General features: G+C 72.7%; 13 protein-coding genes. 12 read left to right on the top strand and 1 reads right to left on the bottom strand.

Features of this window, described 5'->3' with window-relative positions; translation table 11 throughout:
• Positions 1-109: 109 nt before the first annotated feature.
• The 6 genes from DDP54_RS14225 (at position 110) to DDP54_RS14250 (ending at position 10,248) form a co-directional block, all read left to right on the top strand.
• Positions 110-1,540 (top strand): MFS transporter, encoded by a 1,431-nt coding sequence (locus DDP54_RS14225; RefSeq protein WP_109132663.1) that lies wholly within the window; start codon positions 110-112, stop codon positions 1,538-1,540.
• Between the two features lie 123 nt (positions 1,541-1,663).
• Entirely contained in the window at positions 1,664-2,776 is a 1,113-nt protein-coding gene (locus tag DDP54_RS14230; protein WP_109132664.1) for an FAD-dependent oxidoreductase, read from the top strand.
• A gap of 53 nt (positions 2,777-2,829) precedes the next feature.
• On the top strand, positions 2,830-4,995 hold the full coding sequence (glgX, locus tag DDP54_RS14235; RefSeq protein WP_109132738.1) for a glycogen debranching protein GlgX: 2,166 nt from the start codon (positions 2,830-2,832) through the stop codon (positions 4,993-4,995).
• On the top strand, positions 4,992-7,511 hold the full coding sequence (gene treY, locus DDP54_RS14240) for a malto-oligosyltrehalose synthase (RefSeq protein WP_109132665.1): 2,520 nt from the start codon (positions 4,992-4,994) through the stop codon (positions 7,509-7,511). The genes glgX and treY overlap by 4 nt, the downstream gene beginning before the upstream one ends.
• A gap of 1 nt (position 7,512) precedes the next feature.
• Positions 7,513-9,270: a malto-oligosyltrehalose trehalohydrolase gene (gene treZ, locus DDP54_RS14245; protein ID WP_109132666.1), complete on the top strand. Its 1,758-nt coding sequence runs from the start codon at positions 7,513-7,515 to the stop codon at positions 9,268-9,270.
• A 117-nt stretch (positions 9,271-9,387) separates the two neighbouring features.
• Complete coding sequence (locus DDP54_RS14250) at positions 9,388-10,248, top strand: PPK2 family polyphosphate kinase (protein WP_109132667.1); 861 nt, start codon at positions 9,388-9,390, stop codon at positions 10,246-10,248.
• Between the two features lie 37 nt (positions 10,249-10,285).
• On the opposite strand, the gene zapE is transcribed toward DDP54_RS14250, so the two are convergent.
• Positions 10,286-11,347 (bottom strand): cell division protein ZapE, encoded by a 1,062-nt coding sequence (zapE, locus tag DDP54_RS14255; RefSeq protein ID WP_242448481.1) that lies wholly within the window; start codon positions 11,345-11,347, stop codon positions 10,286-10,288.
• 315 nt (positions 11,348-11,662) lie between these two features.
• Between zapE and DDP54_RS14260 the strand changes: the two genes are divergently transcribed.
• Genes DDP54_RS14260 through DDP54_RS14280 form a run of 6 tightly spaced genes read left to right on the top strand, consistent with a single transcriptional unit; the run spans position 11,663 to position 17,603 of the window.
• On the top strand, positions 11,663-13,321 hold the full coding sequence (locus DDP54_RS14260; protein ID WP_109132669.1) for a nitrite/sulfite reductase: 1,659 nt from the start codon (positions 11,663-11,665) through the stop codon (positions 13,319-13,321).
• A complete protein-coding gene (locus DDP54_RS18440) occupies positions 13,318-13,488 on the top strand; it encodes a hypothetical protein (protein ID WP_197711454.1) in 171 nt (56 codons plus the stop codon). Before DDP54_RS14260 ends, DDP54_RS18440 begins: the two co-directional genes overlap by 4 nt.
• Complete coding sequence (locus tag DDP54_RS14265; protein WP_109132670.1) at positions 13,485-14,189, top strand: phosphoadenylyl-sulfate reductase; 705 nt, start codon at positions 13,485-13,487, stop codon at positions 14,187-14,189. Before DDP54_RS18440 ends, DDP54_RS14265 begins: the two co-directional genes overlap by 4 nt.
• The gene (cysD, locus tag DDP54_RS14270; RefSeq protein ID WP_109132671.1) at positions 14,186-15,127 is read left to right on the top strand and encodes a sulfate adenylyltransferase subunit CysD; all 942 of its coding nucleotides are present in this window, start codon (positions 14,186-14,188) and stop codon (positions 15,125-15,127) included. The genes DDP54_RS14265 and cysD overlap by 4 nt, the downstream gene beginning before the upstream one ends.
• On the top strand, positions 15,127-16,443 hold the full coding sequence (locus tag DDP54_RS14275) for a GTP-binding protein (protein WP_109132672.1): 1,317 nt from the start codon (positions 15,127-15,129) through the stop codon (positions 16,441-16,443). The genes cysD and DDP54_RS14275 overlap by 1 nt, the downstream gene beginning before the upstream one ends.
• Before the next feature lie 44 nt (positions 16,444-16,487).
• Positions 16,488-17,603: an ABC transporter substrate-binding protein gene (locus tag DDP54_RS14280; RefSeq protein ID WP_109132673.1), complete on the top strand. Its 1,116-nt coding sequence runs from the start codon at positions 16,488-16,490 to the stop codon at positions 17,601-17,603.
• Position 17,604: the final 1 nt, after the last annotated feature.

Raw genomic sequence — 17,604 nt, forward strand, 5'->3', positions numbered from 1 at the left:
CCATGATCGTCCTGCGTGGCGGGCCGCGGCGCCTGTTCGCGTCGGATCACCCCCGGGCGTGGCGGGCATCGGTCTTGCGGACCGCGCAGGTGCGGCGCAGGGTGGCGCCATGGCCGGGACGGACGATGGGCTGGTCTACGGGACGGCGCAGGGGCGCTGGGTCCTGCTCGCCACGGTTCTCGGGTCGGGGCTGGCGTTCATCGACGGCACGGTCGTGACGATCGCGCTGCCGGTCATCGGCCGTGAGATGCACGCGGGCACCGCAGCTCTGCAGTGGACGGTCAACGGGTACGGGCTGACCCTGGCGGCGTTCCTGCTGCTCGGCGGGTCGCTGGGTGACCGGCTGGGCAGGCGCCGCATGTTCCGGGTCGGCGTCGTCTGGTTCGCGCTCGCATCCTTGCTCTGCGGGTTCGCACCGGACATCCGGGCCCTGATCGCGGCGCGTGCGCTCCAGGGTGTCGGCGGTGCGCTGCTCACGCCGGGTTCCCTCGCGATCATCCAAGCGTCGTTCCGTCCCGAGGAGCGAGGGCGGGCGATCGGCGCGTGGTCGGGGCTCGGGGGCATCGCCGGAGCGGTCGCGCCGTTCTTCGGTGGGTGGCTCGTGCAGGTCGCGAGCTGGCGGTGGGTGTTCTGGGTCAACCTCCCGCTGGCCGTCGTCGTCGTCGCCGCCCTGCGGCACGTCCCGGAGTCCGCCGACCCCGATGCGGCCCCGCACCTCGACATCGCGGGCACGATCCTCGGCGCAGCGGGGCTCGCCGGGCTGACCGCAGCGTTCACGGGATGGCCGACGCGCGGCGCGAGCGACCCGGCGGTCCTCGTCCCGCTCGTCGTGGGGGTGGCCGCGACCGCCGGGTTCCTCGCGGTGGAGGCCCGCACGCGGTACCCGATGCTCCCGCTCCGCCTGTTCCGGTGGCGGTCCTTCAGCGCGGTCAACGCCGCGACGTTCCTGATCTACGCGGCGTTGTCCGGCATCTTCTTCTTCCTCGTCGTCACGCTCCAAGTGGTGTGCGGGTACTCGCCGCTGGCCGCCGGCATCGCCCCGCTGCCGGTGACGCTGCTGCTCCTGGCCCTGTCCTCGCGCGCCGGCGGTCTGGGGACGCGGATCGGCCCGCGCCTGCCCATGACCGTCGGCCCGCTCGTGTGCGCCGGGAGCGTCGCGCTGCTCGCCCGGCTCGGCCCCCAGGCGCCGTACATGTCGGCGGTGCTGCCCGGGGTGGTCGGGTTCGGTCTGGGGCTGGCGCTCACGGTCGCACCACTGACCTCCGCGGCGCTGTCGGCCGCTCCCGACCACCTCGCCGGGACGGCGAGCGGCGTCAACAACGCCGTGGCCCGGATCGCCGGTCTCCTCGCGGTCGCCGTCTTGCCGCTTCTCGCCGGGGTCGGCGCCGACCTGACCGACGCCACGGCGCTCGCCCCGGCGCACCGCACGGCGATGCTCATCTGCGCGAGCCTGCTGGCGGGCGGGGGGCTGCTGGCTCTCGTGTCGCTCCCGGGGTCGATGGCGGCGGTGCGTCCCCCGGCGGCGACGACGGCGCCCTGATCCGGCGCTGCGCGGGCCCGGTGAGACCGGCGACACAGCGCGGCCGCACCCGCCGCACCGTCCTCATCGACCTTCCTGGTCCATGCTGGGTCCGGGACACACCGACGCGACAGGAGCATCACGATGGGGCAACGAGTGGTCGTGGTCGGCGCCGGCTACGGCGGGACGCTGGTCGCGAAGACGCTCGACGACCTCCTCGAGGTCGTGCTGATCGAACCCAAGGACGCCTTCGTGCACGCCGCGGGCGCCCTGCGTGCCGTCGTCGACCCCGCGTGGCTGGACCGGGTGTTCTTCCCGTACGACCAGCTGCTGCGGAACGGGCAGATCATCCGCGACCGGGTCAGGCTGGCGAGCGCCACTCGCGTGCACCTGTCCGCGACCGAGTCGATCGACACCGACTTCCTCGTGCTGGCGACCGGGACCAGCTACCCCTTCCCGGCGAAGTACCTCGAGGACCAGGTCACCGTGGCCGCCGCGCGGCTCGTGCGGACCCGCGCCGCGCTCGCCGCCAGTCGTCGGGTGCTCCTCGTCGGGGCCGGTCCCGTCGGCCTTGAGCTCGCCGGTGAGCTGACGTCGGCGTTCCCGCACCTCGCGGTGACCGTGGTCGAGCAGGGGTCCGACATCCTGCCCGAGGGCGACTACCTGCCCGAGCTGCGTGCGACGGTCCGCAGCCAGCTCGACGACCGCGGGGTGCAGGTCGTGCTCGACTCCCGGCTCGGCTACCTGCCGCCGGTCGACGTGGGCACCTTCGCGCCGTTCACCGTCCAGACCACGAACGGCCTCGACATCGGCGCCGACATCTGGTTCCGCTGCTACGGGTCGCACCCGATGACCGACTACCTGGACGCCGACCTCGCCCGGGCGCGGCACGCGGACGGGACCCTGAGTGTGACGTCGGCCATGTCCGTCGTCGGCCACGAGCGGGTCTTCGCGATCGGGGACATCACCGACGTCCGCGAGACCAAGCGGGCCAGCGCGGCGCGCGCGCACGCGGAGGTGGTCGCCACGAATATCCGCGACCTCGTCGAGGGACGTACGCCCTCCGCGGCCTACACCCCGGCGCCCGAGCGGATCGTGCTCCCCCTCGGCCCGGACGGCGGCGCGTCGCAGCTCTCCGACGAGACGGGTCTGCGCACGGTCCGTGGGCCGGCCGAGACCAGCGCGCTCAAGGGCGTCGACCTCATGAGCGACGCGATCTCCGCCGTCCTCGGCCGCCGGCGCGCCCGGCACGCGTGACGTCACACCCTCGTTCGGTGTGCGCGACGGTGAAGTCCTGGCAGGCTGAGCGGATGCGCATCTGGCCTGGACGTCCTTACCCCTTCGGCGCGACGTACGACGGAACCGGCACCAACTTCGCGGTGTACTCGGGTGTCGCCGAGCGCGTCGAGCTGTGCCTCATCGCGGCGGACGGCACCGAGGAACGGGTCGACCTGCCCGAGGTCGACGCCTACGTGTGGCACGGCTACGTGCCCGCGCTGCAACCCGGCCAGCGCTACGGGTACCGGGTCCACGGACCGTACGACCCCGAGCAGGGCCACCGCTGCAACCCCGCCAAGCTGCTCCTCGACCCGTACGCCAAGGCGATCGACGGACAGATCGACGGCGACCAGTCGCTGTTCTCCTACCAGTTCGGGACGCCCGGCACCCGCAACGACGAGGACTCGGCCGGGCACACCATGACCTCGGTCGTCGTGAACCCGTTCTTCGACTGGGGTCACGACCACCCGCCGCAGCACGAGTACCACGACAGCGTCATCTACGAGGCGCACGTGCGGGGCCTCACCCAGCTGCACCCGGGCGTGCCCGAGGAGCTCCGGGGCACGTACGCGGCCCTCGCGCACCCTGCGGTGATCGAGCACCTGACCACGCTGGGCGTCACGGCGATCGAGCTCATGCCCGTGCACCAGTTCGTCAACGACCCCACGCTCGTCGAGAAGGGGCTGTCGAACTACTGGGGCTACAACACGATCGGGTTCTTCGCACCGCACAACGGGTATGCCGCCTACACGGCCCCGGGCCAGCAGGTCCAGGAGTTCAAGGCGATGGTCAAGGCCCTGCACGCGGCGGACATCGAGGTCATCCTCGACGTCGTGTACAACCACACGGCCGAGGGCAACGAGCTCGGGCCGACGCTGTCGTTCCGGGGTCTGGACAACGCCAGCTACTACCGGCTGGTCGACGACGACCAGGCGCACTACTTCGACACCACGGGCACCGGCAACTCGCTGCTCATGCGCTCGCCGCACGTCCTGCAGATGATCATGGACTCGTTGCGGTACTGGATCAGCGAGATGCACGTCGACGGCTTCCGCTTCGACCTGGCGGCGACGCTGGCCCGGCAGTTCCACGAGGTGGACCGGCTCTCGGCGTTCTTCGACATCGTCCAGCAGGACCCCCTGATCTCGCAGGTCAAGCTCATCGCCGAGCCGTGGGACCTCGGGGACGGCGGATACCAGGTCGGCGGGTTCCCGCCGCTGTGGTCGGAGTGGAACGGTCGCTACCGGGACACGGTGCGGGACTTCTGGCGCGGCGAGCCGTCCACGCTCGCGGAGTTCGCGAGCCGCCTGACGGGCTCGTCGGACCTGTACGAGCACACGGGCCGTCGGCCGATCGCCTCGGTGAACTTCGTGACCGCGCACGACGGCTTCACGCTCGCCGACCTCGTGTCCTACAACGAGAAGCACAACGACGCGAACGGCGAGGGCAACCGCGACGGCGAGAGCTTCAACAGGTCCTGGAACTGCGGGGCCGAGGGCCCGACGACCGACCCTGCCATCCGCAAGCTGCGGGCGCGGCAGCAGCGCAACCTGATCGCGACCCTACTGTTCTCCCAGGGCGTGCCGATGCTCGCTCACGGCGACGAGCTCGGCCGGACCCAGAACGGCAACAACAACGGCTACTGCCAGGACAACGAGCTCACGTGGGTCGACTGGGACCTCGACGAGGACCGGTCCGCGCTCCTGGAGTTCACGCAGAGCGTGTTCCGGATCCGCAGCGAGCACCCCGCTCTGCGCCGGCGCCGGTTCTTCGCCGGCGACCCGGACCACGGTGGCGAGTCCGACCTGCGCGACATCGCCTGGTTCGCGCCGGACGGGACGCACATGTCGAGCGCGTCCTGGCACGCCGAGCAGGCCCGCGCGGTCATGGTGTTCCTGAACGGCGAGGCGATCGGCGAGCCGGACCTGCGCGGCGAGCCCATCGTCGACGACAGCTTCCTGGTCCTCTACAACGCCCAGCCGGAGCCGGCGACCTTCGTGCTTCCGGACGCGGAGTACGGCGAGGACTGGACCGCGCTGCTCGACACCGACTCGCGCGTCGAGGAGGGTCAGACGTTCGCGGCGAGCGCCTCGCTGGTGCTCGAGCACCACTCGCTCGTCATGCTCACCCGGCCGCCCGTGGAGACGACGCGCACGTTGGCCGGGACCCCGGCGGCCGCTCCGAGCCCGGGCGCATGAGCGAAGCCCGGCAGGCGACGGCGGCCCGACGTCTGGTCGGCGAGGGGCGGGCCGTTCCTGTCTCGACGTACCGGCTGCAGCTGGGACCCGAGCTCACGCTCGACGACGCCGCCGAGCGCGTGCCGTATCTGGCCGCGCTCGGCGTCACCCACCTGTACCTGTCCCCCGTGCTGCGCGCGGCACCCGGGTCGACCCACGGGTACGACGTCGTCGACCACGACGAGATCTCCTCCGTGATCGGTGGGCTGCCCGCGCTACGCCGGCTCGCCGACACTGCGCACTCCGCCGGCCTGGGGCTCGTGCTCGACATCGTCCCGAACCACATGGCCGTCCCCACTCCGGTGTGGCACAACCGGGCGCTGTGGTCGGTCCTCGCCGACGGCCCGGACTCACCGTTCGCCTCGTGGTTCGACGTCGACTGGTCCGCCGGGGACGGCGCCGTGCTCATGCCGGTGCTCGCCGACCGGATCGGCGCGGTCCTCGCCGGCGGCGAGCTGACCCTCGACGAGATGGTCGTGCCCGGGACCGACGACGTACCGAGGACCGTGCTGCGGTACGCCGACCACGTGTTCCCGGTGCGCCCGGGCACCGAGCACCTCCCCCTCGCGGAGCTGCTCGAGCGTCAGCACTACCGCCTCGCGTACTGGCGGGTCGCCGACGAGGAGCTCAACTACCGGCGGTTCTTCGACGTCGGCACCCTCGTCGCCGTCCGCGTCGAGGACCCGGTCGTCTTCGACGCGACGCACGCCCTCGTGCTCGGCCTCCTCGCGGACGGGACTCTCGACGGCCTGCGCATCGACCACCCCGACGGCCTGACCGACCCGGCCGGGTACCTCACGCGGCTGCGGGAGCGCACGGGCGGGGCGTGGGTCGTCGTGGAGAAGATCCTCGAGGGCGACGAGGAGCTCCCGACCGACTGGGAGACCGCCGGCACGACCGGGTACGAGGCGCTCTGGCGCGTCCAGCAGACGTTCATCGACCCGGGCGGCGCGGCGGTCCTCGGCGCCGTCATGCACCGCCTGACGGGCGACACGTCCGACGCGCTGCCCGCGATCATCGACACCGCGAAGCGCGAGATGGTCGACGGGGCGCTGTATGCCGAGGTCCACCGCCTGACCGAGCTCGCGGCCGGGATCTGCCACGACGACCTGCGCCTGCGGGACCACACATGGCGGTCGGTGCACGACTGCCTCGTCGAGCTGCTCGTGGCGTTCGACCGGTACCGGGCCTACGTCGTTCCCGGCGACCCGCTGCCGACCGTGTCGGTCGACGTCCTTGAGTCCGCCGCCCGGATCGCCGCCGACCGGCTCTCGCCCGAACGTGCCGCCACCATGTCCGTGCTCGTCGACCTGCTCCTCGGGCGCGAGGCCGGCAGCGCGGGCCGCACCCGCAGCCCGATGCGCGACGAGCTGGTGGTCCGCTTCCAGCAGACGTGCGGCGCCGTCATGGCCAAGGGCGTCGAGGACACCGCGTTCTACCGCTGGACGCACCTCGTCGGGCTCTGCGAGGTCGGCGGCGAACCCGCGCGGTTCGCGCTCACCCCGACCGAGCTCTCGTCCTGGGCGGTGCGCCAGCAGGCTCAGGCCCCGCTCGGCATGACGACCCTCTCGACGCACGACACCAAGCGCAGCGAGGACACCCGGACCCGTATGGGGGTGCTCAGCGAGGTGGCCGTCGAGTGGTCGACCCTCGTGGACAGGCTGCGCGCCACGAGCGCGCCGTACCGCAGCGCGCTGCTCGACGGCCGCACCGAGAACCTCCTGTGGCAGACCCTGGCGGGCACCTGGACGCCCGACGGGCCGCTGGGCGAGGACCGGCTGACCGAGTACCTGACGAAGGCGATCCGGGAGGCGAAGTCCCGCACGACGTGGACCGAGCCCGACGCGGCCTACGAGGCGGCCGTCCTGACCACGGCCGGGCGCGTGCTCGGCGACGAGCATGCCGTCGACCTGCTCGCCGCCTGGGAGCTGCGGACCAGGGCCGCGGTCCGGGCCGCGACGCTCGGCACGAAGCTCGTCCAGCTCACGCTGCCGGGCGTCGCCGACGTGTACCAGGGCACCGAGATCCCCGCGGTGGCGCTCGTCGACCCGGACAACCGTCGCGCGGTGGACGTCGCGCCGCTCGCAGCTCGGCTCTCGCGGCTCGACGAGGGGGCGGGCCCCCGTGACCTCGCCGACGAGAAGCTGCTCGTGACGTCGCGTGCGCTGCGAACGCGCCGGGACCTGACCGAGGCGTTCATCGGTCCGGAGGCCGGCTTCCGCCCGCTCGCGCACTCGTCCGGCCACACGCTCAGCTATGCGCGCACCGTGGCCGGCGAGGCGTCCGTCGTCGTCCTCGCGACCCGCCTGGCGATCACCCTCGACCGGCTCGGCGGGTGGGCGGACCACACCGTCGCGCTGCCCGAGGGCGAGTGGCACGACGTGCTGACGAACCGCGCCGTCCTGGGCGGCGTCCAGGAGATCGCCCCGCTGCTCGACCGGCTCCCGGTCGCCCTGCTCGTGCGTTCGACGGACTGACGTGGTCCCGCGCGTATGGGCGCCCGACGCCCAGGTCGTCGAGCTCGTGCTCGGCGAGAACCGGTCCCTGTTGGCCCGCGACGGCGACGGCTGGTGGGCGTCCGACGTCGACCTCGCCGCCGGCGTCGACTACGCCTTCAGCGTCGACGGGTCGCCGCCCCGGCCGGACCCGCGCAGCGCGTGGCAGCCGCACGGCGTGCACGGCCCCAGTCGCGTGTTCGACGCGGACGCGTTCGTCTGGTCGGACGACGGCTGGCCCGGCACCGACGTGCGCGGACGGGTCCTCTACGAGCTGCACGTGGGAACGTTCACGCCCGAGGGGACGCTCCGGGCGGCGATCGACCGGCTCGACCACCTCGTCTCGCTCGGCGTGGACGTCATCGAGCTCATGCCGATCGCGGCGTTCGACGGCGCGCACGGCTGGGGCTACGACGGCGTGGGCCTGTTCACGGTGCACGAGCCCTACGGCGGGCCAGCCGCGCTCCAGGAGCTCGTCGACGCCGCGCACGCTCGCGGGCTCGGCGTGTGCCTCGACGTCGTGCACAACCACCTGGGACCGGCCGGCAACTACCTGTCGACGTTCGGGCCGTACTTCACCGGCGCCCATGAGACGCCGTGGGGGGCCGCCGCCAACCTCGACGGGCCGGGCTGCGCCGAGGTGCGCCGGTGGATCTGCGACAGCGCCCTGCGCTGGTTCCGCGACTTCCACGTCGACGCCCTGCGGCTCGACGCGGTCCACGCGCTCGTCGACGACTCGGAGCGCCACATCCTGGCGCAGCTGTCCGACGAGGTCGCGGTGCTCGCCACGCCGCTCGCAAGGCCCCTGTCCCTGGTTGCCGAGTCCGACCTCAACGACCCCACCACGATCACCCCGACCACCGCAGGCGGCCACGGCATGACCGCGCAGTGGTCCGACGACGTGCACCACGCGATCCACGCCTTCATCACAGGCGAGCGCCAGGGGTACTACGCGGACTTCGGCACGGCGGCGACCCTGCGGACCGCCCTGACGAGGGCGTTCGTTCACGACGGCACGTACTCGACCTTCCGAGGCCGTCCGTGGGGGCATCAGGTCCCGCGGGGCACCGACGGGCACCAGTTCGTCGTGTTCGCCTCCGACCACGACCAGGTCGGGAACCGCGCCCAGGGCGACCGGCCGTCGGCCCGCCTCGACGCCGGCGCGCTCGCGATCGAGGCGGCCCTCGTCCTGCTGTCCCCTTACACCCCGATGCTCTTCATGGGCGAGGAGTGGGGAACCCGCACGCCGTGGCAGTTCTTCGCCGACTACACCGACCCGGCCCTCGCCCAGGCGGTGCGCGAGGGGCGACGCGCCGAGTTCGCCGGTCACGGGCAACCGGACGCGTCGTCGGCCGCCGCCACCGCGGACCAGCAGGTCCCCGACCCGCAGGACCCGGCGACCTTCGAACGCAGCCGGCTCGACTGGACCGAGACCGCGCAGCCCGAGCACGCCCGGATGCTCGCGTGGTACCGCACCCTGATCGAGCTGCGGCGCGCGATCCCCGAGCTCGCGGCCGGTGACCTCGCGGCCACGGCGGTCCGGTTCGACGACGACGACCGACCGAGCTGGGTCGTCGTCGAGCGGGGGGCCGCGAGGATCGTGTGCAACCTCGCCCATGAGCCCCAGCGGGTGACGCTGCGCACCCGGAGCGCGCTCGCGGTGCTCGCCGCGTGGGAGCCCACAGGCCCGGCGGGATCGACGATCGACATGCCGGCCCGCAGCGTCGCCGTGCTGGCCTGAGCGGGACGCCGAGCCCCCGCGCCCCGCCTCGCACCCCCACCCAGCCGTTCGAGGCGCGGCCTTCGCGCGCCCTGGGTAGGGTCGGGCTCGATCGACCACCGCGACAAGGAGGCTCCCGTGTCCACGTCCGACCGCTGGACCACACCGGCCCACGAGGCCCTGCGGGCGTCCGAGGGCTTCCGGCTGGCCGACTTCGACCCCACCGGCAAGCCCGGCTGGGACGGGAAGTCGAAGCACGCCGACGCGCACCTGGCTCAGCAGGGCGTCCTGCTGTCGGGTCTGCAGGAGCGCCTGTTCGCGGAGGGCCGCTCCGACGGGAAGCGGTCCGTGCTGCTCGTGCTGCAGGGCATGGACACCTCCGGCAAGGGCGGCGTCGTCCGGCACGTGGTCGGCATGGTCGACCCGCAGGGCGTCCAGCTCACGGCCTTCGGTGTGCCGACCGAGGAGGAGCGCAAGCACCCCTACCTCTGGCGCATCGAGAACGCCCTGCCCCAGCCCGGCAAGCTCGGCGTGTTCGACAGGTCGCACTACGAAGACGTCCTCGTCGTCCGCGTCCACAAGCTCGTGCCGCCCAAGGTCTGGGGTGCGCGGTACGACGAGATCAACGAGTTCGAGGCCCGAGTCGTGGCCAGCGGCACGACGATCGTCAAGGTCGCGCTCATGGTCTCGTCGGCCGAGCAGAAGAAGCGTCTGCGCGAGCGCCTCGAGCGGCCCGACAAGTACTGGAAGTACAACCCCGGTGACCTCGACGAGCGCCTGCTCTGGCCGAAGTACGCCGAGGCGTACCAGGCGGTCTTCGACCGCACGTCGACCGACGTCGCGCCCTGGTTCGTGGTGCCGGCCGACCGCAAGTGGTACGCACGTCTGGCGGTGACCGAGCTCCTCACGCACGCGTTCAAGGGTCTCGACCTGGGCTGGCCGCCGGCCGACTTCGACGTCGCCGCCGAGATGGCGCGGCTCGACGCCCAGCAGCCCTGAGGCGCGCCCGGTCGCTCGCGGGGTGACCGGACCGCGCTCAGCCGGCGAGCATCGAGCGCCCGGCCCCCGTCAGTGCACCGAGCCGCGACAGCGCGCGGAAGTACTTCTTGCGGTAGCCGCCCGCGAGCATCTCGGAGGTGAAGAGCTGCTGCTCGCCCGCTCCGCCGAGCACGACCGGGACGTCGCGGTCGTAGAGGCGGTCGACGAGGACCACGAACCTCAGCGCGACGTCCTGACTGTGGATGGTCCCGACGCCGGTCAGTGCCACGAGCGCCACACCGTCCAGCAGCGCCCCGTACCGGCTCGGGTGGACCGTCGCGAGGTGCGCCAGCAGGTCGGCGAAGGGGTCGATCGTCGCGCCGGGCACGAGGCTCGCCGAGGTCCGCACCGTCTCGTCGGGGAGCCCGGGGGCATCGGTGACCACCACCCGGTGCCGGTAGTCCTCGCCGTCGACACGCAGCACCTCGAACCGCGCCGCGAGCGCCTGGATCTCCCGGAGGAAGTCCTCGGCGGCGAACCTGCCCTCGCCGAGAGAGCCCGGCAGGGTGTTCGACGTCGCCGCGACCGCGACGCCACGGTCCGCGAGCTCGCGCAGGAGGCGCGTGACGAGGACCGTGTCGCCCGGGTCGTCGAGCTCGAACTCGTCGATGCAGACGATCCGGTGCGCAGCGAGCGCCTCGACGGTCGGCAGGAACCCGAGCGCGCCCACCAGGTTCGTGTACTCGACGAACGTGCCGTACGCGGCGCCGGTGCCTGCCGCTGTCCCTGTGCCCGTCGCGTGCGCGAGAGCCGCGAGCAGATGGGTCTTGCCGACGCCGAATCCCCCGTCGAGGTAGACCGCGGGCGCGGCTCCCCGGCGCCGCGGTCGCCACCAGGAGCGCCGCTCCCCCGCCGCGACGTCGGCCGCGACCTGCCGCAGTCGCGTGACGGCGTGCTGCTGGCTGGGGTGGGCCGGGTCGGGACGGTAGGTGTCGAACGACGCGGTGGTGAACAGCCGCGGCGGGACGAGCTCGGCGAGCAGCCGGTCGACGGGGACGACCGGGTGGCGTGAGGTCAGCGAGGGCGCGGAGGGGTTCGCTGGGGTCGCCGGCTCGGTCACGATCGACCAGCCTACGTCGGGCGGATCGCGCGGTCGGTTACACCCGCGGCGCGGAGCGGACTCGGGACCTTCGTCTCATCATGCGGATGGGTGGTTTCATCCCTCGGACTCGTGTGTCAGCCTGAGCGGGTGCTGATGACCGTGGTCTCCGGGTGCTGTCTGGCCTGTGGCGACCCCGCGGCGAGCACCATGCGCTGCTGCCCGCGGGTCGACTGACCGCCCCACACCCCTCACCGGGCACGCGGTCACCGTCATGGAGACCGCCTCAGGCACCGTGATGTGACCGTGGGCCCATGTCCCCCGGAGGTAGCGCTGATGGCGCACACCCGCATCGCACCGCGCGCGGCCAGGAACGAAGGCCAGTGGGCCTTCGGTGACCGCGAGCTGCTGAACGCGAACGAGGAGCTCAAGGCCGCCGACGACGGCCTCAACGTCCGCGCCCGCATCGAGACCGTGTACTCGCGGGACGGCTTCGCGTCGATCCCCGGCGAGGACCTGCGGTGTCGGATGCGCTGGTGGGGGCTGTACACCCAGCGCCGACCCGGCATCGACGGCGGCCGGACCGCGACCCTCGAGCCGCACGAGCTCGACGACGAGTACTTCATGCTGCGGGTGCGGTGCGACGGCGGTCGGCTGACCCTGCGCCAGCTCCGCGTGATCGGCGAGATCTCGACCGAGCTCGCCCGCGGCACGGCCGACATCACCGACCGGCAGAACATCCAGCTGCACTGGGTCCGCATCGAGGACGTGCCGGAGATCTGGCGCCGGCTCGAGGCCGTGGGGCTCACGACGCAGGAGGCCTGCGGCGACGTGCCGCGCGTCATCCTCGGCTCACCGGTGGCCGGGGTCGCCGCCGACGAGATCATCGACGGCACCCCCGCGATCGACGCGATCCACCGGCGCTACATCGGCGACCCGGCCTTCTCGAACCTGCCGCGCAAGTTCAAGACCGCGATCAGCGGCTCGCCGCACCACGACGTCGTCCACGAGATCAACGACGTGTCGTTCGTCGGTGTCGTCCACCCCGAGCTCGGCCCCGGGTTCGACCTGTGGGTCGGCGGGGCGCTGGCGGCCAACCCGATGCTCGCCGTCCGCCTCGGCGCCTGGGTGCCGCTCGAGGCGGTGCCCGAGGTCTGGGAGGGTGTCATCGGCATCTTCCGCGACTACGGCTACCGCCGCCTGCGCAACCGCGCACGGTTGAAGTTCCTGGTCGCCGACTGGGGCGCCGAGGTGTTCCGCGACGTGCTCGAGCAGGAGTACCTCGGCCGGCGCCTCGACGACGGTCCCGAGCCCCCCGCGCCCCCGCTCGGGCGTCGTGACCACGTGGGCGTGCACCCCCAGCGCGACGGCCGCTTCTACGTCGGTGCGGCGCCGACGGTCGGGCGGGTCAGCGGACCGATGCTGACGTCTCTCGTCGACCTCGCCGAGCGGGCCGGTAGCGACCGCGTCCGGCTCACGGTCGAGCAGAAGGTCGTCGTGCTCGACGTCGCGGCCGACCGGGTCGACGAACTGGTCGCCGGGCTCGAGCAGCTCGGTCTCGAGGTCACCGGCGCCTCGACGTTCCGGCGCGGGACGATGGCCTGCACGGGCCTCGAGTTCTGCAAGCTCGCGATCGTCGAGACCAAGGCGCGCGGTGCGGCGCTCGTCGACGAGCTCGAGCGGCGGCTCCCGACGTTCGAGCACCCGCTCACGATCAACCTCAACGGGTGCCCCAACTCCTGCGCACGGATCCAGGTCGCCGACATCGGCCTCAAGGGTGTCTTGGCGGGCGGCGACGAGGGTTTCCAGGTCCACCTCGGGGGCGCGCTCGGCATCGACGGCCGGCTCGGCCGGACGGTGCGCGGGCTGCGGATCACCGCGGAGGAGCTGCCCGACTACGTCGAGCGGGTCGCGACGCGGTTCGCAGCCCAGCGCGAGGATGACGAGGCGTTCGCGCAGTGGGCGCTGCGCGCCGACGAGGCGGAGCTCGCATGAGCGCCGCCGACGTCGCCGGCTCCGGCGAGCGCGTCACGGCGTACTACTGCCCGTACTGCGCCGGTGAGGACCTGCGCCCCGCGGGCGAGCGCCACGGTGAGTGGGAGTGCCGTGGGTGCACCCGCGTCTTCGCGGTGCGGTTCATCGGCCTGGCGGTGCGGTCATGAGCGCGCAGCTGCAGGACGAGGTCGCCCTGCGGGCGATCGTCGCCGACCAGGGCGCGAAGCTTGAGGGCGCGCACCCGTTCGACGTGCTCGACTGGGCCGGTGAGACGTTCGGTCCGGGGCTCGTGGTGGCGTCGTCGATGGGCGACGAGGTCCTCGTCCACCTGGCCGGCCGTGCGGTTCCCGGGGTCGACGTGATCTTCCTCGACACCGGGTACCACTTCGCCGAGACGATCGGGACGCGCGACGCGTACGCCGAGACGACCGACATCACGCTGCGCACGATCCTGCCGCTGCGCACGGTCGCGGAGCAGGACGCCGAGCACGGGCCCCGGCTCCACGACCGGGACCCGAACCTGTGCTGCGCCCTGCGCAAGGTCGAGCCGCTCGAACGCGGGCTCGCGCCGTACCGCGCCTGGGTCACCGGAATGCGCCGCGAGGACGCCCCGACCCGCACCGACATCGCGGTCGTCGGCTGGGACGACAAGCGCGGCAAGGTCAAGCTCAACCCGCTCGCGGCCTGGACGCAGGACGACGTCGACGCCTATGTCGCCCAGCACGGCGTGCTGCTCAACCCGCTGCGCCAGCTCGGGTACACGTCGATCGGGTGCGCGCCGTGCACCCGCGCCGTCGCACCGGGCGAGGACCCCCGGGCCGGTCGCTGGGCCGGCCTGGACAAGACGGAATGCGGGTTGCACACATGACGACGGAGACCACAGTGACCGATGCCCGCGCCGCCACGGCGCCCCGCAGGCTCACCCAGCTCGAGACGCTCGAGGCCGAGGCCATCCACATCTTCCGGGAGGTGGCCGGCGAGTTCGAGCGCCCGGTCGTGCTCTTCAGCGGCGGCAAGGACTCCGTCGTCATGCTCCACCTCGCGCGGAAGGCGTTCTGGCCGGCGCCGGTCCCGTTCACGCTGCTGCACGTCGACACGGGCCACAACTTCCCCGAGGTCATCGACTACCGCGATGCCGTCGTGGCCGAGCACCGCCTGCGGCTCGTCGTCGCGAGCGTGCAGGACGCGATCGACGCGGGGGCGGTCCGCGAGCGCCCCGACGGGTCCCGCAACGCGCTGCAGACGGTCCCCCTGCTCGACGCGATCACGACCCACCGGTTCGACGCCGTGTTCGGCGGCGGCCGCCGCGACGAGGAGAAGGCGCGCGCCAAGGAGCGCGTGTTCTCCCTGCGCGACGAGCTCGGACAGTGGGACCCGCGGCGCCAGCGCCCCGAGCTGTGGGACCTGTACAACGGCCGGCACAGCCCGGGCGAGCACGTCCGGGTCTTCCCGCTGTCGAACTGGACCGAGCTCGACGTCTGGCGCTACATCGAGCGCGAGGGCATCGACCTCCCGACGATCTACTACGCGCACGAGCGTCACGTGTTCCTGCGCGACGGGATGTGGCTCGCACCGGGCGACTGGGGTGGCCCGCGCGGGACCGAGACCGTCGAGCGACGCACCGTGCGCTACCGCACCGTCGGCGACATGAGCTGCACGGGTGCCGTCGAGTCCCGCGCGCTGACCGTCGACGACGTGATCGTCGAGGTCGCGGCGAGCCGGCTCACCGAACGCGGGGCGACCCGGGCCGACGACCGTGCGTCGGAGGCTGCCATGGAGGATCGCAAGCGCGAGGGGTACTTCTGATGGGAACGACGCAGCACCACGAGCGCGACCTGCTCCGGCTGGCCACGGCCGGATCGGTCGACGACGGCAAGAGCACGCTCATCGGCCGGCTCCTCTACGACACCAAGTCGGTGCTCGCCGACCAGCTCGCCGCGGTCGAGCGCGCGAGCGTGGCGCGCGGCGGGGCGGTCGTCGACCTCGCGCTGCTCACCGACGGGCTGCGGGCTGAGCGCGAGCAGGGCATCACGATCGACGTCGCGTACCGGTACTTCTCCACGGCCACCCGCGCGTTCGTGCTCGCGGACACCCCCGGCCACGTGCAGTACACGCGCAACATGGTGACCGGTGCGTCGACCGCCGAGCTCGCGATCGTGCTGGTGGACGCCCGCAAGGGGGTCCTCGAGCAGACCCGTCGTCACGCGGCCATCGCCGCGCTGCTGCGTGTCCCGCACATCGTCCTCGCCGTCAACAAGATGGACCTCGTCGGCTTCGACGAGGCGACGTTCCGGGCGATCGCCGCAGACTTCGCCCGGTACGCGGCGGACCTCGGGGTGCGCGACGTCCAGGCGATCCCGCTGTCGGCGCTCGAGGGTGACAACGTCGTCGACGCATCGACCCGCACGCCCTGGTACGCCGGCCCGACGCTCCTGGAGCACCTCGAGGAGGTCCCGGTCGACCGCGACCCGACGACCGAGGCGTTCCGGTTCCCCGTGCAGGTGGTCATCCGGCCCCGGACGGCGGAGCACCCGGACTACCGCGGGTACGCCGGTCGCGTCGCGTCCGGGGTCGTCCGGGTCGGCGACGAGGTCGTCGTGCTCCCTGCGGGGGGGCGCACCCGCGTGGTCGGGATCGACACCGCCGACGGTGAGCTCACGCAGGCGTTCGCGCCGCAGTCCGTGACACTCCGGCTCGAGGACGACCTCGACGTGTCCCGCGGCGACGTGCTCGCTCCGGCGGGTGCGCCGACCGTGACGGGTGCGGACCTCGTCGGCACGGTGTGCTGGCTGTCCGAGCGTGCGCCCGCACCGGGCGCTCGCGTGCTCGTGCGGATCGGTACGAGGACGGTGCGGGGCCTCGTGCGCAGTGTCGGGTCCCGGCTCGACATCGACAACCTGACCATCGACGAGGGCGCGACGACCCTCGCGCTCAACGAGATCGGCACGGTGCACGTGCGCCTCGCCGAGCCCGTCGTGCTCGACGCCTATGCGGAGCACCGTCGCACGGGCGTGTTCTTGCTGGTCGACCAGGCGGACGGCTCGACGCTCGCCGCCGGCATGGTCGGCCCGTCGGTCCTCGTGGCCGCCTCGGACGACCCCGAGCGATGTCGGACGCGGTAGGAGACGCGTCCGCCATCCCTGAGCTCGGCCGAGAGGAACCACCCATGTCATCGCACCTCCCACCCCGTCCCCACCGTCGCACCGTCCTCGCCGGCGGCCTCGCGGCGCTCGCCGCCCTGAGCCTCGCTGCCTGCGCCTCCTCCGGTCAGGCGGCGACGGCGCCCACGACCGCGGGGGCGTCCGGCGCGTCTGCCGCCGAGGCGCCCGAGCTGCGTCTCGGGTACTTCGCGAACATCACCCACGCGATCCCGCTCATCGGCGTCGCGAACGGCACGTTCGCCTCCTCGCTCGGCGGCACGAAGCTGACGACCCAGATCTTCAACGCCGGGCCGGCCGCGGTCGAGGCGATCTTCGGGGGCGGGATCGACGCCGCCTACATCGGCCCGAACCCGTCGATCAACGCGTTCGCCAAGTCCGACGGCGAGGCGATCCGGATCATCGCGGGCGCGACGTCGGGCGGCGCCCAGCTCGTCGTGCGCGACGGGATCACCTCGGTCGAGGACCTGCGCGGCACGACCATCGCGACCCCGCAGCTCGGCAACACCCAGGACGTCGCGCTGCGCGCGTGGCTCAGGTCCAACGGGCTGCAGACGTCGGTCAAGGGCGGCCAGAACGACCTGGACATCGTTCCGCAGGAGAACGCCCAGACGCTCGACCTGTTCAAGCAGGGCGCCCTCGACGGCGCCTGGGTCCCCGAGCCGTGGGCGTCACGCCTCGTGCTCGACGGCGGCGCGCACGTGCTGGTCGACGAGGCCGACCTGTGGCCGGACGCCCAGTTCGTCACGACGAACCTCGTCGTGCGCACCGAGTTCCTCACGCAGTACCCCGGCACGGTCGCCAAGCTCCTCGAGGCGCAGCTGGCGACGACGGACTGGATCGCGGCGCACGACGCCGAGGCCAGGACGCAGGCCAACGACGCGATCGAGGCGCTGACGTCCAAGAAGCTCAGCCAGCAGGTCCTCGACCGCGCCTGGTCGAACCTGACGATCACGAACGACCCGGTCGCCAGCTCGGTGCAGACGTCCGCCGACCACGCGGCCGAGGTCGGCGTGTCCGGGAAGGTCGACCTGCATGGCATCTACGACCTGACCCCGCTCAACGACATCCTGCGGGCTCACGGGCTCCCACCCGTGTCTGCTGCCGTGCTCGGGACGGAGTAGC

Origin of the sequence: Cellulomonas sp. WB94, from assembly GCF_003115775.1 — a bacterium.
Classification (GTDB): domain Bacteria; phylum Actinomycetota; class Actinomycetes; order Actinomycetales; family Cellulomonadaceae; genus Cellulomonas_A.

Excerpts from the sequence above, each read along its gene's own strand:
- DDP54_RS14230 (WP_109132664.1), top strand. The coding sequence starts at position 1,664 with ATGGGGCAACGAGTGGTCGTGGTCGGCGCCGGCTACGGCGGGACGCTG.
- DDP54_RS14265 (WP_109132670.1), top strand. The coding sequence starts at position 13,485 with ATGAGCGCGCAGCTGCAGGACGAGGTCGCCCTGCGGGCGATCGTCGCC.
- glgX (WP_109132738.1), top strand. The coding sequence starts at position 2,830 with ATGCGCATCTGGCCTGGACGTCCTTACCCCTTCGGCGCGACGTACGAC.
- DDP54_RS18440 (WP_197711454.1), top strand. The coding sequence starts at position 13,318 with ATGAGCGCCGCCGACGTCGCCGGCTCCGGCGAGCGCGTCACGGCGTAC.
- DDP54_RS14280 (WP_109132673.1), top strand. The coding sequence starts at position 16,488 with ATGTCATCGCACCTCCCACCCCGTCCCCACCGTCGCACCGTCCTCGCC.
- cysD (WP_109132671.1), top strand. The coding sequence starts at position 14,186 with ATGACGACGGAGACCACAGTGACCGATGCCCGCGCCGCCACGGCGCCC.
- DDP54_RS14275 (WP_109132672.1), top strand. The coding sequence starts at position 15,127 with ATGGGAACGACGCAGCACCACGAGCGCGACCTGCTCCGGCTGGCCACG.
- DDP54_RS14225 (WP_109132663.1), top strand. The coding sequence starts at position 110 with ATGGCCGGGACGGACGATGGGCTGGTCTACGGGACGGCGCAGGGGCGC.
- treY (WP_109132665.1), top strand. The coding sequence starts at position 4,992 with ATGAGCGAAGCCCGGCAGGCGACGGCGGCCCGACGTCTGGTCGGCGAG.
- DDP54_RS14260 (WP_109132669.1), top strand. The coding sequence starts at position 11,663 with ATGGCGCACACCCGCATCGCACCGCGCGCGGCCAGGAACGAAGGCCAG.